This window comes from Pseudomonas purpurea (assembly GCF_039908635.1).
Lineage (GTDB): Bacteria > Pseudomonadota > Gammaproteobacteria > Pseudomonadales > Pseudomonadaceae > Aquipseudomonas > Aquipseudomonas purpurea.
This window is the reverse complement of the sequence record NZ_CP150918.1, coordinates 3279829-3303347: the sequence shown is the minus strand read 5'-3', so window position 1 is coordinate 3303347 and position 23519 is coordinate 3279829. Positions and strand designations below refer to the sequence as shown.

The following is a 23519-nucleotide window of genomic DNA, read 5'->3' as shown; positions in this document are numbered from 1 at the left end:
AACCATGAATATTTCCAAACAGGAACAACGGACGTTACACGTCCTCGCAAAAGGCGGGCGCATCTCTCACCAACGCGATGCGTCAGGTCGGATCAGAACAGTCGAATGCTATACCCGGGAAGGCCATGTACTTTCCGACTGCACTCTTAGTGTGTTCAACAAGCTCAAGGCCAAGCGTTTACTAAAATCCACAAACGGTCAGCCCTACCGAGTCAACAAGTCAGGGTTGCAGGCCGTGCGCTCGCAACTGGACAACCGCTAATTAATAGAGGCGTCTCATGAACATTGAAACAGTACAAGGACGCTTGGCGTTCCTGCGCGAATCGGAGTGACTCAAAAGCGTTCTTAGAAGTGCTCACACTTCCTCTGGCCGCCAGGAAAGTACCGCTGAGCATAGTTGGCGATTGAGTTTGATGGCTATGGTTTTCGCTGATGAACTCAAAGGCCTTGATCTTCTGAAAGTACTCAAACTCTGCCTCGTTCATGACTTGGGGGAAGCCATAAGCGGAGATATCCCCGCCGTGAACAAGAGCGACTTCCCAGATAAAAGTGAGCAAGAGCGCGCTGACCTTTTGCATCTGACGCGCACTCTGGATAAGGCCTTGCAAGAGGAAATTTTGGCACTCTGGGAAGACTACGAAAATGCAGCCTCTGCAGAGGCTCTTGCGGTCAAGGCGCTCGACAAACTAGAGACGATTCTGCAACACAACCAGGGTATCAACCCGCCCGACTTCGATTACGCCTTTAACCTGACTTACGGGATTCAATACACCAAGGCAACTGCGCTGTTTGACACATTGCGTACTCTGATCGATCAAGACACTAGAGAAAAACTCAATATGAATCTGAAAATCCGAAACGAACAACCTGAAGACATCGAGCGCATTACCGCCCTTACCGTCGCGGCGTTTGAACAGGAAGAGCATTCCAGCCACACCGAGCACTTGATTGTCGATGCGCTCCGTCGCGCCGGAAAATTAACCGTTTCGCTAGTCGCACTAGACCATGATGAAATCGTTGGACATGTCGCTATTTCCCCGGTCACGGTATCGTCCGGCACAAAAGGCTGGTACGGGCTCGGGCCGATATCGGTTTGGCCGAACCGACAGGGCCAAGGCATTGGTTCAACCTTGATGAAAGCCGCTCTGGCGGAATTGAAAGGCCAAGGAGCAACTGGCTGCGTAGTGTTGGGCGATCCTGGCTTCTATGGTCGTTTTGGCTTCAAAGCTCACATTGGTTTGGAGTTGCCCGGGATTCCTCATGAGTATTTCCAAGCACTGGCCTTCAGCGGTGATTTGCCAGCAGGCACTGTGCAATACCACGAATCCTTCGACGCCCCAGAGTGAGGCCTGCGGCTACCAGGTTGTACTTTCATCTGATAACGCTTGGTTGATCCGAGCCCATTCCGGCGGCTAAATCAATTCTTCGAGTGAATTGCAGTCATTCGGTGCAGCTCTTCAATGGGCCAAAAGCAGAGCGAGTTGAACGTCTACTTTTGGCCGATAACTGCCAGTCAGACGTCACTCCGGCGTCATCAGCACCGCGAGCGTCATCTTGATGAATTCCTCATTTCGGCCAATCGTGTCCAAGGCTCCGCGAACGTTGTCGGCGACGTCGGCCGATCCGCGTTGCTCAACCCAATTTGAAAGCTCCAGGATGGCGGCCTCGAGGGCGAGCTGGTTTTCGTTGAGCTTGAACAGCAGGGAAGGGAGTAGGTCTGAATTTGGCATCGCGAGTCCTCCGTGGAGAGGGCGGCGTAGCAGTATGAAATGTTGAAGCGGTAGGGGAATAGTCGGCAGGACGCCGGGAGGATGGGTGTGCGCAAAACCACCGCTGGAGGCCGCAGTTTCTCGTTTGCATAAGCACAAAAGTACGGATATTTTGCCCGACTGAATGGTGGGTATATCTTTTTAAAAACAATAGGTTAGGTGTTTTGTGGCCCCAGCATGGGGTGCTAGGGGTCGAGTGTTCGAATCACTAAATTAACCCCTTGATTCCACACATTGCCCACCGAGGTGCTGACTTTGAACCATTCAAAGGCTTCGGCGGGCTCACCCTGATGCAGAATCATTTGCTCGGCGCGCTCTTTCGGTGTGTCTAGGTCCAGCCAGTCCTGGGCCAACTCTGGCGCGAGGACCACGTGAATGTCCACCATACCCCCAGCGCTGTCGGCGGTGATGATCACGAACCCGTCATGCTCTCCGGCACCTTCATCGGCGTCGGGCAGTTGGGCCGATGGCGGCGCACAGAATCGGCGAACCATCCCGGTGCCGGATGAGGTAAGGTTGCTTCTTCGGCCCGCCTTCATCAACCCACTCAAACCAGTTATCGATAGGGGTGATGGCACGGTGCGGCCAGATCGCCCGGAAGAATGGCCCGTGCGCGACTTTCTCCACCCTGGCATTGATCGGTGCGGCGCGGTCCTTCGCCCAGTGCGGGCGCCACCCCCAACGCACCCGGTCAGCATGCAAGGTGTCGCCCTCGAGGTGGAGTAGGGCGACCTCTGTCGTCGGTGAATCGGCGGATATGCTTTCATCAATGCTTTGAGTTTTCTATTCAGCCATTGCCCACCGCCTACTTGGTAGGGTTGAAAGAGACCTTCTTGGCGTTGCCGCTCCAGTACTTGGCACTCATGCAGGCCGTCCAGAACAGTTCGATGGAGTCTTGCTCCCCGTGGAGCATGTCTTGCAACTTCGCAAGGATCTCCGATAGGAGAATCGTTTCGCCATGGCGCAGTTTGACAATCCACGTCAACTCCGCTTTCGGCTCGTTCCAGTAACAAACGCCGCAATCGCCGATGTCACGATCTCCATCTAGCGCGAGGTTCTGGGTCAGGGTTTCATAGGGATTGATGCCTAGGGCGGGCTTCGAGTAGCTCAGGCGTTGATGGTCATACCAGTCGTCGCGCTGCGCTTTGGTCCAGTAGATGACGACCTCGTCTCTGATCTGCGCCTTGATGTCATCAATGCCGCGATGATGATAGATATAGTCATCCGCGACTTCATCGGACATGGTGCTGCCAAACTGACCCAGTGTGATCATGCTGATCGGAAGATCCTTTGATGGAGGCAACTTCTGCGCCTCTTCGCCACCGTGGCCTCGGACATAAACTCTGTAGATTGTCATTGGGTAATCCTTTGGTTGAACAACTTCCTTGAACGGTTAGGTGTAGCACAGGCGTAGCTTTTCGCAAGAAGCTGAGGAAGTAGATAGTCGAATAAGAGGATGGCTACATGTCACCGGAAAAGCTCACGGTGTATAAAAGATAAATTTGAGGATTGGGCAGATTTCTATTATTGGTATATATCTATCGATTTTTTCGCCACTTGATGATCCTACCTAACTCTAAATAGACCCCAAGTGGGGTGATATATTTTTTGCACATGGTCACGAATATTCGCCTGGGTGGCTTTCACTCCTTCAAAAAACTTCAAGCAAAATACCGGTAGTACCCCTGTCAGGCAGTCATTAGAGCTTGCTTAGAAATTGCTACAAAGCGAAGGTGTTGTAGCTGATTGGCCAGTCTGGCCGGGGTTTCGTGGAGTGCTACGCCCAATCCATCATAGGGGCCACGGAGAAGCGGTGAGAGGGCTCGGACGGTGTTCAAGGGCTGGAGTGTCTGTCGCTTTGAGTGCAGCCGGCGCGGATGGGTAGGGCGCCGGCTTGATGGTGCGCCGAGTTTATCAGGAAACGTGCCGCGCCAGGCGTCTTGGGGTCTGGAGCAGGGGGCTGTAAATAAAACAGTCCCCTTTTCGATTTATTCCGGATTTTAAACGGGAGTGAATGTTACCGTCGCGCTTCCAGAGTTATCGCTGACCGAGAGTTGATCTACTATAAAAACATAGACAGGATAGTCACCGTCAACTTTAATTACCGTTCCTTCCGACGTGTTAACTGTATAAAACCATTTTTCATATTCTCCATCCTTGAGCGGAGTCGTATTGAAGAGAATAACCTGTTGTATATAAGCGTTGCCGCCAAATTTCATCGTATCTTCTGACAGCGTGACTGCGTACTTACCTGTCGTCAGATTTACCAGCGTCGCCCCGCTGCCACTTTCTGAAATCTTCGTCAGATTTATTGCCGAAATCGCATTTATCGTAATTTTAGTATTAGACATGTCGTTGACTTCCTTGTTCGACCGAAGTTGGTCAAAATTACTATAGTCGGGTTTCTATTTTTGGAAGCCTTGAGTCTTTAATTTTTTCGACTATTTCCGAGAACCCTTCGTTGGAAAGCAGGCCACGCCAGTGCAGGTCTTGCGCCCCGACTTTTCAAAGCCCACAACGGTGGTTCAGAGGGGACGGGGTATCGGGGCGCAATTTAGGGTAGAACCGGAACCGGCAGGCGCCTGACCTACCATATCCGACCGACGATGTGCAGTTGCTGACCAGGGTGGCGGTCGATGCGCTCGAGCATGTCTTCCGGCCGGGCTTCAATTACAGCAAGACCGAGGTCATGCTGCTGAACCTGTGCCAGCCGGGCGAATTCACTGAGGACCTGTTTGCCGCGTCACAGCCAGGTGTCTCGACCAAGCTGATGGGTGTGCTGGATCAGATCAACGGCCGCTGGGGCAGAGGGACGCTTCGGTCTGCCAGCGTACCGAGCCATCCGGATTGGGCCATGCGGCGCGAAATGATGAGTCAGAGCTATACGACTCGGCTTGATCAGCTGTGGCGGGTTTCATGCCGGTAGGCGTAAGGCAGGCTGGGAGCTATGCACGCTCTACGTTGCGATCCAAAGCTGACTGTGGCGACAGGCAGAAATCGGCCAAAAGCAGACCATGGACACGCAGCTAATACGTCAGTAATGTGCAAAAAAATATGCCGCTTTCCCCCTTCTTGATGGCGCGTTTACAGACTCGATTTTTTGATTGTTCAAGGGATTACGCATGAACATGGAATGTTATGCGACATCGCATGTCGCAAAATTAATTGTTATGCCAAAAGCCGTACGGCACCTCAAGCTTTAATGGTCGGAGCAATAAAGTGGAAATCAAGATTGATATATTGGGTTCTCCAACAGAAAAGGATCAAGGAGTTCTGAATAACAGGTTTTCAGAATATCTTCGAATTAAATATCCAAATCTACCGCCAGAATCGGAAGATAAAATATTTATGGTGGTTGCACACGATGAAGTAGGCGACTACATCGGTGCAATAAGCTGTAATTGTTACTGGGATGGCTTAGAAATTGATACCTTTTGGGTTAAGGAATCTCATCGCGGTAGAAAAGTAGGTTCTATGCTATTGGAAAAAGCAGAAACGGTTGGCGCCAACAATGGGGCAGTAGTTGCATTCTTAAAAACCGTTGATGCTAAACAGTTCTATGAGCAGCATGGGTATGAGATTTATGGTGTTCTTGAGGATCGACCAATCGGGACTAAGCTGTATCATTTAAAGAAACGGCTTGTAAAACATGCATAACAACTGGTTCAAACCGTTCGCTTCGCTCACTGGGACGGACTAAAGCCCGCCCCTTAACCAAATTCTGGTCAGCGTCCGCATTGGGTCGTCTTCTGCCGGTCGTGAAAGGCAAAATTCGGCCAAAAGCAGGCGTTCAAGCCGTTCAGGCGTCACCCCGCCAAACTTGGGCTATCTTTCCTGCGACTCACCTGCAAAGGGTGATCCCGCAAGTAAGGATGCTTTATGAATCAATCGCCCCATCGCCTGAACCTGTTCGCACTGACGTTGATTGGTGCACTGGCAACCACAACCCTGCTGGCACCGCAAAGCCGCGCTGACGAAGTTTCCGGCCCCGTCACCGGCACCAAGGTCACCGAGCCCTACGTGCGCATGATGGCGCGCGAGGCGTACTTCTGGGGTTGGCCGATGGCCAATATTTTCAACCGCCGCCAGGCCTTCAAAGACCTGCCCGAGCCTGGCTTGATGGGTGGCATCGTCCCGGTCGCACCGATCAATCGGTTGTCAATGCTCAGTGATTACATTGATCCGGCCCGAACGTCTGGTAGCGTGCCCGAATCAGGATGTGGTGTACGGCGCGGGAAGCATCGCGCTGGATCTGGAACCGGTGGTGCTGCAAGTGCCGGATTTCGGCAGCCGTTTCTGGGTCTATCAGGTGGTGGATTTGCGCTCCGACAGCTTTGCTGAGCTCGGCAAGATGTACGGCAGCAAACCCGGCTTCTATTTGCTGGTTGGCCCAGACTGGAATGGCAAGGTTCCGGCGGGCATCACCAAAGTATTCCGGGCACGCACCAACACCGGCTTCGTAATTCCCCGAGTGTTCCAGGACGATACCGCCGCCGACCGCGCAGCCATTCAGCCATCGTTGTCAGGCGTCGATATGTACCCACTGTCGCAATACGACGGCAAGGTCAAACACCGCGACTGGGCAAAACTGCCGAAATTCCCCGCGCAGGCCGCCGGCAGTGGCGAAACCAAATGGGTGATGCCGGAGAAATTCTTCGACGAGTTGCCAGCACTACTCAAGGACGCCAAACCGTTGCCGGGCGAAGAAGCCCGTTACTCGCAAATGGCCGCTCTCGCTGCCATCGCCAAGGCCGATCCGCAACTCAAGGCGGCGATGATCGATGAAGCGAAAAAAGCCGACAGCGAAGTGATCGATCCGCTGTTGCAGTTTCGCAACTACGGCCTGCAACTGCCCGATCACTGGAGCACCATCAGCAACGGTGCAGCGTTTGGCACCGACTACTTCAGCCGTACCGCCGTGGCGCGCTCGAATATTTTCGTCAATCAACCGAAAGAGACCAAGTACTTCTATCAGGACCTGGACAAGTCCGGCACGCGTCTCAATGGGCAGAACAGCTACTCCGTGACCTTCGCCAAGGGACAACTGCCGCCGGTGAAAGGCTTCTGGTCGCTGACGCTGTACAACGAACAGCACTTCTTTTCCCCGAATGACCTCAAGCGTTACTCGATCGGCACCAAGAACAAATCACTGCAAGCGAACGCCGATGGCTCGCTGACGATTTACGTGCAGAGCGAATCGCCGGGCAAGGACAAGGAAAGCAATTGGCTGCCGACGCCCAAAGGCGCTGATTTCTCGCTGTACATCCGCGCGTATTGGCCTGAGCTGGCCGCGCTGAATGGCCAGTGGGTTCCGCCAGCCGTAGTAAAAGCCAACTGACCGGAACAGGATGTTCGCGATGAACACATTTGCAAAATCACTGACTGCAACGGGTCTGGCCATGTCGATCAGCCTCAGCGCGCAGGCCGCCACGCACTATGAACAGTTGGCTGATCTGCCGTTTACCGGCGGGTACCCGACACTGGAAGGCGTAGCGCAACTGCAAAACGAATTGTTGTTCCAGCGCGCCGCGCAGTCGTACATCTGGGCGTTGCCGGCGTTGAACATGTACGCCATGAAAGAAGGCTCGGAAAAAGCCTTCGGCGCCGGTTACAACGTTCTGCCGATCTGGAAGGATCGCCTCAACGCCAAGACCCGCGTCACCACGCCCAACTCCGACGTGATCTACGCCATGGGTTACCTGGATCTCAAACAGGACGGCCCGATGGTGATCGAAGTCCCGCCTGGTTTGCAGGGCATTCTCGATGACTTCTTCCAGCGGCCGATCTGCTCCGAGGGCCAGATCGAAGGTCGCCAGTGGTGTGGTGATGTCGGGCTGCCGGGGCCGGACAAAGGCAAGGGCGCCAAGTATCTGGTGCTGCCACCGGACTACAAAGGAGAGGTACCGCCGGGCTATCTGACCTACCGCTCGCGCACTTACGGCGTATTCGTGTTTTGGCGTGGTTTCTTCAAAGACCCAAAACAGCTGGTGGCACCGGTTACGGTGATGGAGCAGACGCGCATCTATCCGCTGGGCAAACAAGCCACTGCCAAAGCGATGCAATTTCCCAACGCCTCGAAAACCCCGGTCAACATGCTCTACCCCACCGACGGCAGCGCGTTCGACATGCTGTCGCGGTTCATCGACCACGAATACGTCGACCCGCAAGACATGGAAATGCGCGGCATGCTCGCTGCACTGGGTATCGTCAAAGGCACACCGTTCAAACCGGAGCCTGCCACCCGCGACCTGCTCGACAAGGCCGCGAAAACCGCGAGCAAGATTGGCCATGCCATTTCCTATACGCCGCAGACTATTGTCGCCAATGGCACCTGGTATCCGGATCGCAAGTGGTTGAACGTGTTCCCCGGCAACGCGACGTTCACCGCCGACACCTTCAATTACATCGACCCGCGCACCGGTTTCTTCACCAATGCCTACTCGGCCAGCCCGGGCATGGCGGTGAACATGGAAAACGTCGGCGCCAAGTACCCGGCCACCTTCGTCGATGCCAAAGGCCAATTCCTGTCCGGCAGCAACAGCTACTCGCTGAACCTGCCCAAAGGTATTCCGGCGGCATTGTTCTGGTCGGTGACGGCGTATGACTCGATCACTGCATCAGGCTTGGATAACGGCCAGCCGTTCCCATCGCTGAACACCATGGACAAACCCGTCACCAACACCGACGGCTCAATCGACGTACACTTCGGCCCAGACTCACCCGGCGCCGGTAAAAACTGGATCAAAACCCTGCCAGGCGAAGGCTACTTCGTGATTCTGCGGTTGTACGGCCCGACCAAGGAGTTCTTCGACAAGGCATGGAAACCCGGGGACTTGATGAAACAATGATCTGAGATGTTTCTGAACCACATGAGTGCATTAAAGCACTCATGTCTTCGGCATTCTTGACCGTCAGCTTTGGGACGATAACTGCCAGTCTGACGTCACTCCGGCGCCATCAGCACCGCAAGCGTCATCTTGATGAACTCCTCGTTGCGGCCAATCGTATCCAGGGCACCACGCACGTTGTCGGCGACGTCGGCCGATCCGCGTTGCTCAACCCAATTTGAAAGCTCCAGGATGGCAGCTTCGAGGGCGAGCTGGTTTTCGTTGAGCTTGAACAGCAGGGAAGGGAGTAGATCTGAATTTGGCATCGCGATTCCTCCGTGGGGAGGGCAGCGTAGCAGTAGAGAATGTTGAAACGATAGTGGGAGGGGATCTTGGTCGGCAGAACGCCGGAGGAGGGGCAAAAATCAGTTCCGCAATCAAAGGTGCATGCCGCGCAGTTAGGGGCCTGTAGGCCATCTGAAATCGCGAAGCTGCGGAACTGATTTTCATCTAAGATATTGAAATATAAAGATTTATATGTGGATTGCAAATCCACCTACGCCGGTTCGATTCCGACCTCGGCCTCCACTCTTAAAAACCCCGTAACTCAACGAGTTATGGGGTTTTTTATTGTCTTCAGGAAAGTGAAGTGTTTCGCAATTTTCAGGGGGTGTTCCGTAACCCTCGGTTATTTTGTCGGGCTTACGATTTCTCCAACACGGCGATAAACCTTCTTCGTCATCTCTTGTGTTGAGTGGCCCAGTAGTCGACTGGCATGACTGATATCGTCAATTTCGCTGGCCGCTTTCGGTCGGATATCGCGGAGTCCCAGCGGTTTCGCAGCATGGGATAGCTCATTTTCAGCCTGGCTTGATTCGTGATCAGGCTTGAGCTTTTGAGCCTTGCGCTCGAGCAGAGCGCCGATGCGTCATTGCCGTCATACAAGCGGATACGCAGGTGTTTCTCCGTTTTGCCCTGGCCCGCCTCATTGGTCGATGCCTTGAGGACATCAGCAGGGCGGGTACCGAACCATCCTCGAACATCGGCGGCACACCGTAGGCGAACCAGAGGCCAGTGATGACGATGTAGAACAGGGTAGCCATGAGCAGGCCGAACAGCTTTATTGCGGGCAGAGATAAGTCCTCGCCCGCCGTTCACCGGCAGGCTGGTTGGTAGATTGTTGAAATTTGTTAAGGGGAGGTGACGAACGCCGCGGGTGAGCTATGGTTTCAGCGGTTCACCCGGCCTTATGACTCTTTACCGGTCCATGGATGGCGAGGTTGTAAGTGCGGGGTGGGCAGCTTTCATTAGACCACTACAGAGAAGGAGTTTGTCGTGACAGTTTCTGCTTGTCACTGAATAGTAGTCTGCGAAGCTGGAAATTCTCGACAAGCCTCGCTCCCCACCAAGGCAGTCAGTGTGGTGATATCCACTCTAGAGAAATACTCATCCTCCCCCTGAGGATTGAAGCTACTAGGCGTGTTACTCGATCCTAAATAGCGAACTGTTGAATTGCTACAGTTGAATTCTCTCTTCACATACGTTGTGAATTCAGTCTTTGCAACTTTTGTTATAACGGTTCGATTCGCGCCCGACTCTTCAATGGAAACTATCGAGTAATTCGTATGCGGGTCTTCTGGGTAGGTAATTTTAGTATCCAGTCCATAAGCGGCTGAACACGCAAGAATCGAGAAGGTAACAAGAATAAGTTTCAAAAAACACCCTCCATGGTTTTTAGAACACGAGATCAATATTCGACTTGTAATTAATTTGTAATGATCGGTGGGGGGGTGTGCTTGCGTCAATGATAGCCTTTGGCTATTAGTGTCGTGACAAAGGGGCTGGTCCATCAGGCCGACCGCTCTGGCTATGTGCCTGGCATACGTCAGGGCCGTTTCGCACAGACCTACATTTACGGTCGTAAAAATTAGCATGCCAGGTACGAGCACTCTGAATTGGGCGCTCTGGACCGAATCCCGCTATCGGAATTACCGGCGACGGAGATCAAGGACTGACGGCGTTGAGGCTAGCCAAGGTGAATGAGTGGAGTGCTGCCCCCCCCCCCCAAGGGTGTCTCTGAATGGATGCTGCGCAGTCGCGTCAAATGCAAGAGTTTTGTGGGCTATCTGATTTGCATCAAGGAATTCTGTCGTCTAAAACACAGCCAGATTTTTTGCCGTGATCGCATACTCTATTGGGAAGTGATTGTTAAATAAGATGTTTGTCTATTGGCTGTCTTTTGTTTTGGTGTGGAGGTATCAATTTTGACAAATGGTCTTTCAAGTCTAGAGTCTTGTTGGTGTTTTGTGGTTCGAATGTCGCTGAGCAATTAAGTGGTTGCAGTTGAATATTCGGTGGCATCTGGAGGGTGTTACTTAAATTGAGCTGAGAAGGATATCTGACATGGGGCAAGGTGGCTATGTTACTCTGGTGAATGCAACGGATAGTGATTGGGAACTCACGAAGCTAGAAAAGTATCAAATGAACGCTTGGTCGTTTCCGAAAAAAATTTCGGCGAGAAGTCGTGCGAATGTATATGTTGAGTGGGATCAAGGCATTGGCACTAATCAGAAGGATGATGCTGGTGAGGCGCAGTATACGTTTGGTACTTCAGGGTTGAAGTTTGAAGTTCAGGCTCGAGCGAAGAATGGTTTTAATATCCAAATCTATTTTGAGAATCTTAATGCTGATGGTAATCCGAGGGTCCACGCTATCAATTGGTTGGGTCCATGACCGTTATGTAAACTTTGTGTTGGCTGGCGTCCAAGGTAATTACACGGGCACCAATCTTGATGCCCCCAACTGGATGAAAAACAACCTTGGGCTGTTAAAAGGGAAGAAGCTGAAGGAGATATGCATCGCCGGGTCACATGATTCAGGGATGAGCGCGAGAGGAACCGGTACAGCGGGGGCTTTCGACTGTAACACCTTGACGCAAAGTCGTGATGTCGGACATCAGTTAAAGCTTGGGGTCAGGTATTTTGATATTCGCCCCGTAATTAGTAGTGGGGGATTTTATACGGGCCACTATGGAAAGGTTGGTTCCTCTTGGCAGGGGGCCAATGGTCAGTCTATTCAGTCGATCATATCAGACGTCAATGCCTTCGCTGGAAGTCATAATGAGCTAGTGGTACTGAATTTTTCACACTCACTTAATACCGATGTTGGCAATAGTTCCTATAGGCCGTTTGACCAGTCGGAATGGAATAGGTTGTTTAATAGCCTGGATGGTCTTGGCAATCTGTATGTTGCTGATAAGGATTCTGATTTAACAGATTTTGAGTTGGGTAGATTTGTTGATGGTCGGGCCGCTGTGTTGGTGATAGTCGAGGAGGGTGGTATCGACTTTGGGGGGAGGCTGGGTAAAGGTTTTTATAAATATAACAGCTTTAATGTATATAATAAGTACTCGGATACTAATGACTTGAATACAATGGTGGAGGATCAAGTCAAGAAAATGAGGGAAAGCTCTGATAGGCAGTATTTTTTGCTGTCTTGGACGCTCACCCAAGATGGAGTGCAGGCAGCAACTTGTGCTCTAGGTACGGCATATAGCATCATCGACTTGGCTAAAATCGCCAGCGGAGTTCTTGCAGATCGTCTGTATCCGAAGATATCGCCAACGAGCTATCCAAATATCATCTATGTGGATAATGTGGATCGCTCTGATGCTGCAGCAATGGCTATGGCGGTTAACTGGTCCGTACTTTCATAGCCTAAGCTACGAGAGGTCAGCGTTTCAGACGCTACTCCAGAAATACGCGTGTGTAATAGAGGAAGGCCGGTGTTTGTGGTGAGCAGCCAACCATGAATTGAACTTCATAGGCGCTGGCCATCCCGTTCCAGTCAAGGTAGGCGTAGCGCTATGAGGGTGTTGCTTTGGGCGATAATAAATTTCCCCATTGGTTCCTCACATTACCTGCAGCGTAATCGACCTTGAACCACTCGAATATCTCTGCCGGTTCTCCCTGGTGCAGTACCATCCGCTCGGCGCGCTCCTTGGGGGTGGCCGAGTTCAGCCATTCCCGTGCCAGCTCTGGCAATAGCGTCACCGGCCGCCGGTCGTGAATGCCCACCATTCACCCGGCACTGTCGGCGGTGATGATCACGAAGCCATCATGCTCACCTGGCAGGTGTTTCGGGCTAGGGTGCTGGCCGATAGCGGCACACCTTTCTGCAGAAAGTTCAGCTCGTTGGCATGTAAGTAGATTCATCCTCCGTCCAAATGCCAGAAGAGGATGCTTTACATTTTGGGTCGGCTATCGAGGAAATCTAGAATGTTTTTAGGCTCGCTGTATCTAAAACCTAGCAGGTTTTTAATGTCTTCTGATAAATTTTTAGCGTCAATGTTGTCTGGCAAATTTATTTGTTGTTTGAAGAATGGGATGGTATATACGTGGTTTACGCCTCTTCGAGAAAAACTAGTTGAGTTGAATCCTCCTGCGTGAAAAAGCATGCAATCCAGAATGATGTAATCTCCAGCGTTCGCCTCGATTTGAATCGCATTTTTATCTATGTATTCAGATGAGGGGAATTTGTTGGATTTGTGGGAGGCTGGCAAGATAAATGTTGCGCCATTGTCTTTTGTAAAGTCGTCTACACAAAATATAGCGTTTATAGCAATGGGGCTGCTGGATGTGAAGTGTTGATATGGCAGGTCTCTATGCCATGCTCCTTGGTTATACTGTTTTTTTGGAGGATTAATAATGCTGTTTTGTTGATTTAAAATGAATTGCCCGTGTATTAGTTTTCCGATGAGCGATAACAGTTTCTCGCTGGTTGCGATTTTAAGGAAGGATTCTGGTCCGTGTGTCAGCGGAGCACGTACGGTATTCAGTTCGTCAGTAGACGAAAGCTTCTCTAGTCCAAAAGTTTCAATGTATTGGGCGCGGTTTGAGTCGAAGTCATTTTTAAAGCTATTAAGTTCTTTGGTGCTAATTCCTGACGGTATGGTCGCATACCCCAAGGCGCTGATTTGTTCTACAGCTAAATCGATTGGGTTTTCTGATGTTGCTCTTTGAAGAACTCCATAGCTGGCGGTTGGGGGAGGGTTAAACATTGTCGCCTCCTGAATTATGAATTTCTTTTATGATGGTGTAAGGGCGCTGTTTTATTTCCATAAATATCTTTGATATGTAGATTCCCTGTATCCCTAAGAAAGAAATTATCAGGCCAGAAAAAAGCCAGATTGAGGCGATTATTGAAGTATAACCACTCGGTACTGATGAGTGTGACAGGTATTGAATTATCAGTAAAAAGATGAAGCCCATAGCGGTGGCGGAAATAACTAACCCGGAATAGAAGGTGAAGACCAAAGGAAAGCTACTGAAGGATGTTACAGCATTAACCAAGTGGCTTATTTTTTTTCGAAGCGAATATGTTGTTGGGCTGGTGTTGTGTTTTTTTATTTCGATAGCTGATTGTTTGAACCCAGTAATAATCCAGATGCCGCCTATGTTCAGTTCACGTTCTTTGTGCATTAGCAACGCGTCGACATATCGTCGTGACATTAGTCTTGCGGTGACAATGTTGTCAGGTTGGTCTATGCCAGTAAGTATTCTGAATAACCGGTAGAATAAATATCCAGATAGCTTTTCAGTTTGTCCTCCTTTTCGATTATTTTGTATTCCGTAAACAACATCCAGGTCGCTACTGTTGTTAATGATGTCTGCAAAGGTGGTCAGCCACTCAGGCTCTTCCTCTAAGTCGCTATCAATCAAAAAAACCTGTTCGCCACTTGAATGTGCTAGCCCCGTCATCATGGCCTTGTGATGACCGAAGTTTCTCGATAAATCAATTACGGTGACGTGTTTATCTATTTTTGATATTTCTATGGCGATGTTTACGCTGTTGTCGGGGGACCCGTCATTGACAAAAATTATCTCGTAGCTCTCTCCAGCATAAGTCTCTGCGGCTAACTTTGATCTTCTGTAAAACTCATCAATGTATTTTTCTGATTGGTATAGAGTGGATACTATTGAAAGCTTCATCTTTAATGTGTTCTCAAGGTTTTATAAAATAACTTGGCCGCATGAGCTTCGGCGAAGTATACCTATGCCGGTATGATGAGCCATAGTTCCAGCAAAATTTTTCTTAATTGGCCCATGACGCTTGATTTCCCAAACACTGAGGTGGCGCTTGGCGCGTTAGCCCTTGTCCTGATGGACGAGGTCCGCGAGCGATGAGAAGCGTAGTGACCGAAAAGGAGGTCCCCATGGACGTTTTGCCACCAGGTACGATACTGCAGTTGATGTACCTCAAAGAACGGATCTCTGGACTGGAACCTGGGAGATTTTTCGAGATGGGTGCCGGTGCTGGGCATATGTCTCATCTTTTGCTGTCGTTAGGGGGCATTGAAAGCTTTCGATTCGTCACTGACAACGACCGAAACGTTGCGTAATCGCTTCTCAGACCAGATTGCCAACGGTAGTTATGATGTTGTCCTGGGGGATTGGTTGTCTGTTGTGAATGGGTTTTAGGCTCTGTACGAAAACTGCCTGCGTGTCGATCATGCTACGTTAAAAACAGGCTCGGAATGCTCATTTACAACCCGTAAACTCCGCTTCCTCGCCTGTTTTTGCCTTGCCTGATTGCCACTCGGCGACTTTTCGTACAGACCCTAGGATTGGAGAGCGCGGCACTGTCGACAAAGTTTGCCGACGGCATTTGGTGCGGGCACCATCCGACTCGCTCAGCTTTCTGTATTGGTGGTACAAAAATGGTACCCATTGAATTTGCAGTGGCATCTAAGCTTTTATTTACGGGCGGATGCTGGAAAGTCATTCCAATCCGTTATCGGACCACTACGCAGAGTATGCGATGGTCCGCCATATCGAGGCTTACTCTGGCGTCATCAGCACCGCTAGCGTCATCTTGATGAACTCTTCATTCTTGTCGATCGTGTCCAGGGCGCCACGCACGTTGTCAGCAACGTCGGCTGATCCGCGTTGCTCAAAGTTTGAAAGCTCCAGATGCCTTACTCTGCATGTGATGGGCGCTTTTGCTGCGCTCTCTCTGCTGGCTTGCGGCGTGGCGCTGACAGTCGCCAGCACAGCAGGCGCGATGGGTGATGAGAAACACTCGGTCTCAGGATAGTTGTCACATCTCTTATGCCCTTGAGTAGCGTCACCTACCTGCTTCACACATTGTTGACGAGCCCGCAAGTCAACAAGGCCAGCGTCGGCGCTGGAAGCGCTATTTTGCTATCAAGGCTTCGTCATCTCCGTCCTGCATGGTCACGCGTGCATGCAGACGCAAATCGACCGTCAAAGTATGAGTTCAAGCGTGAAGGTTGGCGAGACGCTGTCCGGTCGCTGTGCAAGATCGCTGATGATAGTGAGTCGGGTGAGCTTGGTCCGTGCTGAGTGGGTGTACTGGCGATGCGCTCAGCGAGTGGGCGCATCGAAGTGTAAGGCTTTGGCCCGAAGACAGGGGACATGCAGTCGCTTGCGCTGTTTCGACTGGGAGAACAGACGCTGCTCGATGAGATGTGGAGGGGATAGATATGCCGTGAGTGAGTACAGCAGGCTCAGATCATGAGGTTGTGTACTCGAGATACAGTTTTTCGAGAGCCTCCTGATACTTGTCTCCAGTTAACGACTTTTTCAGAGCGCTCAGGACGTCGAGCGCTGATGCGGCAGCCATAGCCTCGTTTTCTCCCCGGCTTGCGGCGCGCATTCTTGCGGCTGCGATTATTGCCTCTTCAGTCGTGCTCATCGCGTTCTTCTCGCTCATAGCGGTGCCACTTAATGATCTTAAGCCAAGGTGAGAGCGTGAACCGACCGTATCCGCCGAAAGGTCTCGGTACCTTCAATGAAATCGACGGCACCGGATCACCCAAGCGCCACTCAGTTTGCCGACTATCTCCAGCGACGCGGGTTGTTCGCAATCCGGGCGTAAAATAGCGGTGCTACCTCATCAGAAGGAGCCGTATATGGACGCCGACCAACTGAACAAACCGGTGTCGGAGCAAAGAGTTTGGGATCAATACTTCTGCGCTGCGTTGATTGCAGAAAGCAATCTGACTGCACCGGTTGTAGGAGAGGCCACTCATGAAGACAGGCAGAACCTGTTGGTTGAGCGGGCCAAAGCTCTCGCCGACAAGATGATGGAAAACAGAAAATAACCAAAGCCCAGCCCCCGCGCTGGGCTTTTTACATCTGGAGCCACCATGGCCACCCGGCATCATCAGTACCGCAAGCGTCATCTTTGCATCCAGGGCGCCACGCACGTTGTCGGCGACCTCGGTCGAGCAGTTTATGTGAGGCTCGGGTCAGGTAGTGGGCGCGTATTTTGGCAAATTCTGGAATGTTGCTCGCGGACTCCTTAAGCGCGTCAATAGCATTTGCCTATTTCCGTGATTAAAGATTATCAATATGACGAAATGTCATAAGCTTGATAGCTTATGTGCATATGTAGCAGTGAAGGGAGGGTGAATTATAGGTGGTTCCAATCAGTGTTTACTTTCACGCTTCGTGGCGCCAGGGGTAAGTACGTTGCTTGTTTAGTGTCGCCGCCAAAATACTAATCAATCTGATTGGTATTCAGGTCTGGCGAAAAGTCTGGTGTGCCTGAAAGTGTGTAAGAAAGGCGGGAAGGATGTTTCCCGTGGACTAATACATCAAAGTAAGTTGCGGCGTGATGGTCGAGGACAAGCGTGATCGCGTGGTTGCGCGCTACTTCGGTATCCATCGCAATACGGCGAGGGAGATGTGACGGTTCGCCGCACCGTGAGGCACCTTACAGGCTGGCGGACAAGTTATATACTAGGCGGCCATACAAACCTTTGAGGGTGAGGAAGATCGGATCGCTGCGTCGCTAAGAATTCGCACGCCTCCACCTCCACCCAACTATGCCGTTACAGGGATTTATCTAATCAGTTCAACAGTGAGCTGCGCGTTTTTAGTGCGGCACTGTATTGTTTCCAGTTTGGGGGCGGTACTTGGCCGGGGCGTTGGTTTTTTTGGCGGATGTAAGCAATAAACCGTTGAAAGTGTAGCTCCAAACTGACTTTAAATGATTGCGTTCATGCAGGTGTCGTTGTGCAGTAGTAAGTAGCGACTTTGCAAGGTTCGGTCATATTTCAAAGATATGCCAATATATAATAATTAACGACTTGCTACGGTCTTCCTCTAGTAGTCAATCTGTTGCTTCGGTCTTTCTTTCATTGCAAGAGTGATAAGGAAGGCTGTAGGTGTGGGCGCAACGCTCAATATCAACTGTATATATCCGATTGCGCCAAGGGCATGGGTCTGGCTTTGCTATGGATTGGCATTATGTATTTCGCGCATGCGCAATCTGTGCAAACTCTTTTACCATTAGGAAATTACATATGAACAAGAGCTACCAACTTGTCTGGAATGCATCGCTAGGTGTGGCGCAGGCTGTATCCGAAGTGTCATTGCTGAGGTCTGCAGCGATGCTGTTCTCGGTATCGCTGTGCGCACCTGCGTTGGCGGACACAGTGATCGACAACGGGGCCACCGAGACGGTTCCAGGTACGCATGCGAGCCCATGGATAAACACCGGAGCACTCTATGTCGGCCAATCGGGAACTGGCACGCTGACGATCTTAAATACGGGCACCGTTCAATCGGGGACCGTCTCTGGTGGATCCTCTGGGTCCGTCCTTGGCTTTGACGCTGGCAGCAATGGCACGATCAACGTCGATGGTGGCGCTTGGTACGATGGTGTGGATGTCACGAATACCGCCCTCACTGGCGGGACTACCGCAGTGGGCGGTGGTGGTGACGGTGCGCTAAACATCAGCGGGGGCGGCAAGGTCGGCCTGGTGTTTCTCAATATCGGCCAGAACACCGGTGGCACCGGGAGCGTGGTGGTAGACGGCGCTGGTTCGCAGTTGCTGGCCACGACGCAAACGGGCTCCGGGATCACGGTCGGGACCAACGGTATCGGGTCACTCACCATCAGTCATGGCGCTCAGGTTATCAGCAACAGTGGCTCTACCGTTGGTTATGGTCAAGGCAGCACCGGTACAGTGGACATCTCCGGGCCGGGCTCGAAATGGACAATCACCAATGGTCAGCTCACTGTTGGAGGCCAAGGGACCGGTTCTCTTAATATTAGCAACGGTGGTGTCCTGCAAAGCGAAGGTGGCCAGGTTGTGTCGTCGAGTACGGGTATTGGCACGGCGTCTGTGAGCGGCGTAGGGTCGATCTGGGACACGGGAACTACAAGTCAGTTGCTTATCGGTTACACCGATCCTGGAGGCGCAGGCGTAGGCACGCTGGAGATCGCCAACCAAGGCTTGGTGAAGGCAGCTGCAGGCGTGGAAGTCGGGGGCGGCGCGGGTACCTCCCTGGCTATTGGCGCCAAGGAGGGAGCGGCCGCGGTTGCCCCTGGAACGCTTGTCGCGCCTTCGTTGTTCTTGACTGACAGCACCAGTAGCCTTGTCTTCAATCACACGGATACAACGGGCAATTATCAGTTTTCTCCGACCATCAGCGGCACTGGCACCGTGACTTCACTGAGCGGTACTACCGTACTCAACGGCGTCAATACATTGTTCACCGGCGGCACGGCGATCAAGGGCGGCACTCTGATCGTGGGCGATGCCACCCATCCTGCCGCCACGCTGAATGCCAAGGGTGCGGGTGATGTGACAATCGCCAGCGGCGGTACGCTGTCAGGCTTGGGCACGGTGAGCGGTAAGGTAGTAAACGACGGCACAGTGAGTGCTCTCAACGCGTTGGCAGGCAATAGCGCCTCGCCAGTGAGCAACTTTACGCTTGCCAGCGGCCTCGTTAACAACGGCACAGTGAACCTGGCGGGTGGCAGCGTGGGCAACACGCTGACGATCAAGGGCGACTACGTTGGCAACAACGGTACAGTCGTTCTGAATACGGTAAAAAGCGACGATAGTTCGCCGACTGATCGCCTGGTGCTGGACGGCGGCCGTGCTTCGGGCAACACATCGCTGGTGATCAAACATGCCGGCGGTAACGGGGCGCAGACCGACAAAGGAATCATGGTTGTGGACACAAGGAACGGCGCCACCACCGATCCGAATGCCTTCAGCCTGTCGAGCAGCTCGGACGGGTATCGTCAGGGTAATGGCACCCTCGCAGCCGGCCCTTACGACTACAGCCTTATGCGAGGCGGCAACGGCGGCACGAGCGATTCCTGGTATCTGGTCTCGTCGGGCGCGACGTGCGCCACGAATGCCTTGTTGTGTCCGCCAACTCCAACTCCCGCTCCGATTCCGCAGCAGCAGTTGAGGCCAGAAGTGGGCTCGTATCTGAACAATAAACTCGCCGCTTCGACCATGCTGTTCCATACGTTGCATGAACGCCAGGGCCAGGCACCGGGCATGGAAGGCAAGGATCTGAACACATCCTCGGACGAGAACACTTGGATACGTGTAGTGGGCAAGACCAGCGAGCGAACTGGCGCCGGCACTATGGACATTTCCGATACCAGCTATCTGATTCATGCAGGCGGTGACTTGGCTCAATTCCAGGTTGGCGAAGAGGGCAGCATCCGTGTCGGTGCAATGGTTGCTTATGGCAGCTCCAGAAGTCAGGCGGACAACGGGCGCATTAGTTCGCGTGGCTCGGTGGCCGGCTACAGTGCAGGTGTGTACGGCACGTGGTATGGCCATCGTGACATCCTGTCCGGACCGTATGTGGACAGCTGGCTGATGTACGGCAGGTTCGACAATAAGGTCAGCGGTCAGGGCCTGCCGACGGAGCGCTACAAGTCCAGCAACTTCCCGGCGTCGCTTGAAGCCGGCTACTCGTTCCCGATCTACGAGGCGGGGAACACCCGGATGTTCATCGAGCCACAAGGGCAGGTCATCGTTTCGAGGTACCAGGCGGGGAACCACGCGGAGCGCAATGGCACGGTTGTGTCGGACCAGGCCAGCGTCGACGTGACAACGCGTCTTGGTGTGCGGGTGCACGGTAATGTCGACAGCGATAGTGGTATGAAGCAGATGCGTCCGTTCGTCGAGGTGAACTGGTGGCATGGTCCCGCTTCTCAGAACCTCGCGTTTGACGGTATTAAAGTCAGCGATGGCTTGTCGGCCAACCGGTTCGAGGGCAAGGTCGGCCTGCAAGGCAATGTCAGCAAGGCTGTTAGCGTATGGGGCTCGCTCGGTTTCGAGACGGGCACGCACGACTACACCGCGGGTGAGGCGCAACTGGGTGTGAAGTACTCCATGTAAGCCTTGGGGCCGCATACGCCGGTTTGATTCCGACCTCGGCCTCCACTCTTGAAAACCCGTAGATCAATGATCTACGGGTTTTTTTGCCTGTTGGAAAGTCACACACCCCGCAATTTTCAGGGAGGTCCGTACCTGAACGCTGCGGCGTGATTCATTGAAGTTGGGATTGGTCTACGCTTAACGCTCTACACAGAGGCTTGCGTCATGAGCGAAGATCGAGTGGTTGCGCTTGAGATAGCGCTAAGAACGGTAATGGCGGTGGCTTGCCGGCAAGGCTTGGAAACCGACGAACTGTGCAGGAAGTCAATTGGCGCAATTGTTGGCGATCCCCGATTTAATTGGGTAAAGGCCGATCATGCCCAAGACGCCATTGCCGAGATTGAGATGGCTCAAGCTGCGATTGCACACCTGTGTCTACCCTCTGCGTAGTCGGTGAAGGGCAGGTCAGGTGGTCATCCGCTCACCCATTTTCAAGGCTTGATACCGTTGGTGAATCATAGGGGCGCCCCGAGCAAATCACGAAAGCGGAGCACTCTTTCGATTTGACCGTGGCCGGTGATGCAAGCGTGGACCTTGTGTGTTCGCACCCCCTCGACATCGCGACGATAAAAATGGTGTCCCGTCGACAGATTGTTTCCCTGTGCGTACCCGAGTCCACGCATGCAGGGTATCTACTTCCAGTCAGGTCCTGTCTGTACAGAGAGGAGAGCACGATGAGCAACGAACAGATAGCACCGGAGACGAAAGGTGTTGCGGTCAAGCTACTGACAACGGTTGACCTCGGCCCCGAGATCGAGGGCATGGCAGGGCGCCAACTCAGGATGCGTATGGTAACCATCGAGCCTGGAGGTGTCTTTGGGCCGATTCACACTCATAAAGACAGACCCGGCACCGTCTACATATTGCAAGGAACGATCACGGATCATCGAAATGGAGTCGCCACGGACTATGGGCCAGGAGTGGGCTGGCCCGAGGACAGGAACACCACTCACTGGCTTGAGAACAGAGGAATGATTCCGGCGGTGGAGATCTCGGTCGATATTGTCAGGCAAGAGTAAGTTCAGTCCCGACCTCCAACACCGTCGGGCCTGACACACGGCCCAACCGGACATGCTTCAGTTGGTTTCGTCTCCTTGCATCAGCGGGGGCCTGGCGTTCATGGCTGTTTGGGTGGCTGGGTAGTGGAGAATATGTAGCGCGCGAAGCGCCATTGGCCATCGGCCTCTCGATGCAGCACGAACATTTCCTGATTGCCCTCGGGCCTGGCTGGCTGGTTGCTGTTCAACATCGTGACCGTTCCATTGGACCGCGTACGGGCAAATGCCCAATCCGGTGATAGCAGTCGGATTTCATCGATTGTGAAGCGCACATCGAGTTTGATCGTGTCGAACACCCGACGATAGGCCGCTTGAACAGCGCTGCGGCCCACGGCCGGGAGGCTGTTCTGCGGCATGAACACCGCATCGTCCGTGTACATGCTCATCACCCGTTCGAGGTCGCAGGTGTTGAGTGCGGCTTGATAGCGGTTGAGTTGCTCGGTGATTGCCGCATTCACCTCGGTGTTGGCGGCGGGTTTTGCGGCCATCACCGTTGCGGGCAGGAGTAGGGTGCTGAACGTCAGCGCAATCAATGCAGTTCTCATGGCGCAGCTCCTTGATCTCACAGCAGGACGACAAGTTTGCCGAGTGCGCGGTCGCTTTCCATTAAGCGATGCGCCTTGGGAACTTCATCAAAGGCAAAGGTCTGGCTGCGGATGGAAGGTATCGACCCGGCTGCGACTTCCTTTGCCAGCCACGGCAGTGGTGTGCCCTGCAAGGGTAGCGCCGGTGTTCCGAACAAACCGCTGGGGAAGAAATTCAGGCGTATCCCTGCAGGCAGGTCCTGCATCAAGTGAAACTGCTCCAGTACCGGCGGTCCGCCCAGCAGGCCAATAACGCTCACCGCACCGAACGGTCGCAGGGTCTTGATCGTGTCGCGCAGCGTGGCGGTGCCGATAATCTCAAGGGCGGCATCCACGCCGTGATGGGTGATATCGCGCACACGCTGAGCAATGTCACCGTTGTCGATAATCACCTCATCAGCTCCCATCTCGCGCAGGCGTTGGCTATTGGCAGCCGTGCGCGTTGTGGCGATCACGGTTAATCCGCGGGCCTTGGCATATGTGATGGCGGCCAGGCCAACCGATGTGGTAGCACCGCGCACCAGCAATGTTTGACCTGCCTGAATCGCCAGGCTCTTGTCCAGCGCCCCCCAAACGGTGAGGTAGGCTTGCGGCAGCGCGGCAAGCTCTTCCCATGACAGGGAAGTACCGTCCAGCGAGACCACGTTGCTGCGCAGAACCGTCACCTGCTCGGCATAGCTGCCGTTGCGGATGAACTGCATACCGCCCATGGCCGTCGCCACGCGCTGACCTGGGCGAAAGACCCCGGCGGGGTCGTGGATGACTTCGCCCACGGCTTCGATACCAGGTACCCGTGGTGCGGTGATCTCGCCCATTTTTCCGGCACGCAGGTAAGTCTCTGCGCGGTTGAGGCCAAACGCCCGAACGTGGATCTGCACTTCGTCCGATGTCGGTTCAAGTGACGGGATATCTCGCAGCTGCAGGACTTGCGGGCCACCCGGTTGTTCAATGACATAAGCTTTCATGGTTGTTTCCTCAGGCACGTGGTTGCTTGAACCGTTGGTGATCAAGCTGATGTGTGCACTATCTGCCGCTCGTATCTGGAAGAAAATAAGCAT

21 protein-coding genes and 6 pseudogenes are annotated in these 23519 nt (G+C 53.0%); 13 read left to right on the top strand and 14 right to left on the bottom strand.

Annotation, left to right across the window (positions count from 1 at the left end; genetic code table 11):
- Positions 1-4: 4 nt before the first annotated feature.
- The 3 genes and pseudogenes from AABM54_RS14885 (at position 5) to AABM54_RS14875 (ending at position 1346) form a co-directional block, all read left to right on the top strand.
- A complete protein-coding gene (locus tag AABM54_RS14885) occupies positions 5-262 on the top strand; it encodes a YjhX family toxin (RefSeq protein ID WP_347900752.1) in 258 nt (85 codons plus the stop codon).
- A gap of 16 nt (positions 263-278) precedes the next feature.
- Positions 279-836 (top strand): annotated as a pseudogene (locus AABM54_RS14880) (HD domain-containing protein); the annotation flags it as partial.
- A gap of 3 nt (positions 837-839) precedes the next feature.
- The gene (locus AABM54_RS14875) at positions 840-1346 is read left to right on the top strand and encodes an N-acetyltransferase (RefSeq protein WP_347906208.1); all 507 of its coding nucleotides are present in this window, start codon (positions 840-842) and stop codon (positions 1344-1346) included.
- Between the two features lie 174 nt (positions 1347-1520).
- Here AABM54_RS14875 and AABM54_RS14870 read toward each other — a convergent pair whose 3' ends face one another.
- The 4 genes and pseudogenes from AABM54_RS14870 to AABM54_RS14855 form a co-directional block, all read right to left on the bottom strand.
- The gene (locus tag AABM54_RS14870) at positions 1521-1730 is read right to left on the bottom strand and encodes a hypothetical protein (RefSeq protein WP_347900751.1); all 210 of its coding nucleotides are present in this window, start codon (positions 1728-1730) and stop codon (positions 1521-1523) included.
- Positions 1731-1954: 224 nt separating this feature from the next.
- Positions 1955-2513 (bottom strand): annotated as a pseudogene (locus AABM54_RS14865) (SOS response-associated peptidase); the annotation flags it as partial.
- 61 nt (positions 2514-2574) lie between these two features.
- Complete coding sequence (locus AABM54_RS14860) at positions 2575-3126, bottom strand: hypothetical protein (protein ID WP_347900750.1); 552 nt, start codon at positions 3124-3126, stop codon at positions 2575-2577.
- Positions 3127-3769: 643 nt separating this feature from the next.
- Complete coding sequence (locus tag AABM54_RS14855) at positions 3770-4120, bottom strand: hypothetical protein (protein WP_347900748.1); 351 nt, start codon at positions 4118-4120, stop codon at positions 3770-3772.
- A gap of 233 nt (positions 4121-4353) precedes the next feature.
- Here AABM54_RS14855 and AABM54_RS14850 point away from each other — a divergent pair.
- From AABM54_RS14850 to AABM54_RS14835, 4 genes and pseudogenes are all read left to right on the top strand, one after another.
- Positions 4354-4695, top strand: a pseudogene (locus tag AABM54_RS14850) (DUF4113 domain-containing protein); the annotation flags it as partial.
- A gap of 293 nt (positions 4696-4988) precedes the next feature.
- Positions 4989-5426 carry a GNAT family N-acetyltransferase gene (locus AABM54_RS14845; RefSeq protein WP_347900747.1) on the top strand — a complete coding sequence of 146 codons (438 nt, stop codon included), beginning with the start codon at positions 4989-4991 and terminating at the stop codon, positions 5424-5426.
- Positions 5427-5648: 222 nt separating this feature from the next.
- Positions 5649-7107, top strand: a pseudogene (locus AABM54_RS14840) (DUF1254 domain-containing protein).
- A gap of 19 nt (positions 7108-7126) precedes the next feature.
- Complete coding sequence (locus tag AABM54_RS14835; protein ID WP_347900746.1) at positions 7127-8617, top strand: DUF1254 domain-containing protein; 1491 nt, start codon at positions 7127-7129, stop codon at positions 8615-8617.
- A gap of 95 nt (positions 8618-8712) precedes the next feature.
- Here the strand turns inward: AABM54_RS14835 and AABM54_RS14830 are convergent, their stop codons facing one another.
- Together AABM54_RS14830 and AABM54_RS14825 are read right to left on the bottom strand one after the other, a co-directional pair.
- Positions 8713-8922, bottom strand: a complete 210-nt coding sequence (locus tag AABM54_RS14830; protein ID WP_347900745.1) for a hypothetical protein — start codon at positions 8920-8922, stop codon at positions 8713-8715.
- Positions 8923-9284: 362 nt separating this feature from the next.
- A pseudogene (locus AABM54_RS14825) lies at positions 9285-9622 on the bottom strand (integrase); the annotation flags it as partial.
- 1377 nt (positions 9623-10999) lie between these two features.
- On the opposite strand from AABM54_RS14825, the gene AABM54_RS14820 reads away from it, so the two are divergent.
- Together AABM54_RS14820 and AABM54_RS14815 are read left to right on the top strand one after the other, a co-directional pair.
- Positions 11000-11329: a hypothetical protein gene (locus tag AABM54_RS14820; protein WP_347900744.1), complete on the top strand. Its 330-nt coding sequence runs from the start codon at positions 11000-11002 to the stop codon at positions 11327-11329.
- Positions 11280-12311, top strand: coding sequence for a hypothetical protein (locus tag AABM54_RS14815; protein WP_347900743.1), 1032 nt, complete (start codon positions 11280-11282; stop codon positions 12309-12311). Before AABM54_RS14820 ends, AABM54_RS14815 begins: the two co-directional genes overlap by 50 nt.
- 148 nt (positions 12312-12459) lie before the next feature.
- Here AABM54_RS14815 and AABM54_RS14810 read toward each other — a convergent pair.
- The 3 genes and pseudogenes from AABM54_RS14810 to AABM54_RS14800 form a co-directional block, all read right to left on the bottom strand.
- A pseudogene (locus AABM54_RS14810) lies at positions 12460-12765 on the bottom strand (SOS response-associated peptidase family protein); the annotation flags it as partial.
- 74 nt (positions 12766-12839) lie between these two features.
- A complete protein-coding gene (locus AABM54_RS14805; protein WP_347900742.1) occupies positions 12840-13655 on the bottom strand; it encodes a phytanoyl-CoA dioxygenase family protein in 816 nt (271 codons plus the stop codon).
- Positions 13648-14586: a glycosyltransferase family 2 protein gene (locus AABM54_RS14800; RefSeq protein ID WP_347900741.1), complete on the bottom strand. Its 939-nt coding sequence runs from the start codon at positions 14584-14586 to the stop codon at positions 13648-13650. Before AABM54_RS14800 ends, AABM54_RS14805 begins: the two co-directional genes overlap by 8 nt.
- A gap of 224 nt (positions 14587-14810) precedes the next feature.
- Here AABM54_RS14800 and AABM54_RS14795 point away from each other — a divergent pair, with 224 nt between their 5' ends.
- A complete protein-coding gene (locus AABM54_RS14795) occupies positions 14811-14996 on the top strand; it encodes a hypothetical protein (protein WP_347900740.1) in 186 nt (61 codons plus the stop codon).
- Positions 14997-15435: 439 nt separating this feature from the next.
- On the opposite strand, the gene AABM54_RS14790 is transcribed toward AABM54_RS14795, so the two are convergent.
- A complete protein-coding gene (locus AABM54_RS14790; protein ID WP_347900739.1) occupies positions 15436-15648 on the bottom strand; it encodes a hypothetical protein in 213 nt (70 codons plus the stop codon).
- Between the two features lie 481 nt (positions 15649-16129).
- A complete protein-coding gene (locus AABM54_RS14785; RefSeq protein ID WP_347900737.1) occupies positions 16130-16330 on the bottom strand; it encodes a hypothetical protein in 201 nt (66 codons plus the stop codon).
- Positions 16331-16529: 199 nt separating this feature from the next.
- Between AABM54_RS14785 and AABM54_RS14780 the strand changes: the two genes are divergently transcribed.
- Together AABM54_RS14780 and AABM54_RS14775 are read left to right on the top strand one after the other, a co-directional pair.
- The gene (locus tag AABM54_RS14780) at positions 16530-16721 is read left to right on the top strand and encodes a hypothetical protein (protein ID WP_347900736.1); all 192 of its coding nucleotides are present in this window, start codon (positions 16530-16532) and stop codon (positions 16719-16721) included.
- 1206 nt (positions 16722-17927) lie between these two features.
- A complete protein-coding gene (locus tag AABM54_RS14775; protein ID WP_347900735.1) occupies positions 17928-20780 on the top strand; it encodes an autotransporter outer membrane beta-barrel domain-containing protein in 2853 nt (950 codons plus the stop codon).
- A gap of 494 nt (positions 20781-21274) precedes the next feature.
- On the opposite strand, the gene AABM54_RS14770 is transcribed toward AABM54_RS14775, so the two are convergent.
- Complete coding sequence (locus AABM54_RS14770; protein ID WP_347900734.1) at positions 21275-21442, bottom strand: GrpB family protein; 168 nt, start codon at positions 21440-21442, stop codon at positions 21275-21277.
- A 51-nt stretch (positions 21443-21493) separates the two neighbouring features.
- Here AABM54_RS14770 and AABM54_RS14765 point away from each other — a divergent pair, with 51 nt between their 5' ends.
- A complete protein-coding gene (locus AABM54_RS14765) occupies positions 21494-21838 on the top strand; it encodes a cupin domain-containing protein (protein ID WP_347900733.1) in 345 nt (114 codons plus the stop codon).
- Positions 21839-21936: 98 nt separating this feature from the next.
- Here the strand turns inward: AABM54_RS14765 and AABM54_RS14760 are convergent, their stop codons facing one another.
- Both AABM54_RS14760 and AABM54_RS14755 read right to left on the bottom strand, forming a co-directional pair.
- A complete protein-coding gene (locus AABM54_RS14760; protein ID WP_347900731.1) occupies positions 21937-22422 on the bottom strand; it encodes an SgcJ/EcaC family oxidoreductase in 486 nt (161 codons plus the stop codon).
- A 17-nt stretch (positions 22423-22439) separates the two neighbouring features.
- On the bottom strand, positions 22440-23519 hold the full coding sequence (locus AABM54_RS14755) for a zinc-binding alcohol dehydrogenase family protein (RefSeq protein WP_347900730.1): 1080 nt from the start codon (positions 23517-23519) through the stop codon (positions 22440-22442).

What these genes read in the sequence shown, in the direction of transcription:
- AABM54_RS14885 (WP_347900752.1), top strand. Translation starts at nt 5, where the DNA reads ATGAATATTTCCAAACAGGAACAACGGACGTTACACGTCCTCGCAAAA.
- AABM54_RS14875 (WP_347906208.1), top strand. Translation starts at nt 840, where the DNA reads ATGAATCTGAAAATCCGAAACGAACAACCTGAAGACATCGAGCGCATT.
- AABM54_RS14870 (WP_347900751.1), bottom strand. Translation starts at nt 1,730, where the DNA reads ATGCCAAATTCAGACCTACTCCCTTCCCTGCTGTTCAAGCTCAACGAA.
- AABM54_RS14860 (WP_347900750.1), bottom strand. Translation starts at nt 3,126, where the DNA reads ATGACAATCTACAGAGTTTATGTCCGAGGCCACGGTGGCGAAGAGGCG.
- AABM54_RS14855 (WP_347900748.1), bottom strand. Translation starts at nt 4,120, where the DNA reads ATGTCTAATACTAAAATTACGATAAATGCGATTTCGGCAATAAATCTG.
- AABM54_RS14835 (WP_347900746.1), top strand. Translation starts at nt 7,127, where the DNA reads ATGAACACATTTGCAAAATCACTGACTGCAACGGGTCTGGCCATGTCG.
- AABM54_RS14830 (WP_347900745.1), bottom strand. Translation starts at nt 8,922, where the DNA reads ATGCCAAATTCAGATCTACTCCCTTCCCTGCTGTTCAAGCTCAACGAA.
- AABM54_RS14820 (WP_347900744.1), top strand. Translation starts at nt 11,000, where the DNA reads ATGGGGCAAGGTGGCTATGTTACTCTGGTGAATGCAACGGATAGTGAT.
- AABM54_RS14815 (WP_347900743.1), top strand. Translation starts at nt 11,280, where the DNA reads ATGCTGATGGTAATCCGAGGGTCCACGCTATCAATTGGTTGGGTCCAT.
- AABM54_RS14805 (WP_347900742.1), bottom strand. Translation starts at nt 13,655, where the DNA reads ATGTTTAACCCTCCCCCAACCGCCAGCTATGGAGTTCTTCAAAGAGCA.
- AABM54_RS14800 (WP_347900741.1), bottom strand. Translation starts at nt 14,586, where the DNA reads ATGAAGCTTTCAATAGTATCCACTCTATACCAATCAGAAAAATACATT.
- AABM54_RS14795 (WP_347900740.1), top strand. Translation starts at nt 14,811, where the DNA reads ATGGACGTTTTGCCACCAGGTACGATACTGCAGTTGATGTACCTCAAA.
- AABM54_RS14785 (WP_347900737.1), bottom strand. Translation starts at nt 16,330, where the DNA reads ATGAGCGAGAAGAACGCGATGAGCACGACTGAAGAGGCAATAATCGCA.
- AABM54_RS14780 (WP_347900736.1), top strand. Translation starts at nt 16,530, where the DNA reads ATGGACGCCGACCAACTGAACAAACCGGTGTCGGAGCAAAGAGTTTGG.
- AABM54_RS14775 (WP_347900735.1), top strand. Translation starts at nt 17,928, where the DNA reads ATGAACAAGAGCTACCAACTTGTCTGGAATGCATCGCTAGGTGTGGCG.
- AABM54_RS14770 (WP_347900734.1), bottom strand. Translation starts at nt 21,442, where the DNA reads ATGCGTGGACTCGGGTACGCACAGGGAAACAATCTGTCGACGGGACAC.
- AABM54_RS14765 (WP_347900733.1), top strand. Translation starts at nt 21,494, where the DNA reads ATGAGCAACGAACAGATAGCACCGGAGACGAAAGGTGTTGCGGTCAAG.
- AABM54_RS14760 (WP_347900731.1), bottom strand. Translation starts at nt 22,422, where the DNA reads ATGAGAACTGCATTGATTGCGCTGACGTTCAGCACCCTACTCCTGCCC.
- AABM54_RS14755 (WP_347900730.1), bottom strand. Translation starts at nt 23,519, where the DNA reads ATGCTTATTTTCTTCCAGATACGAGCGGCAGATAGTGCACACATCAGC.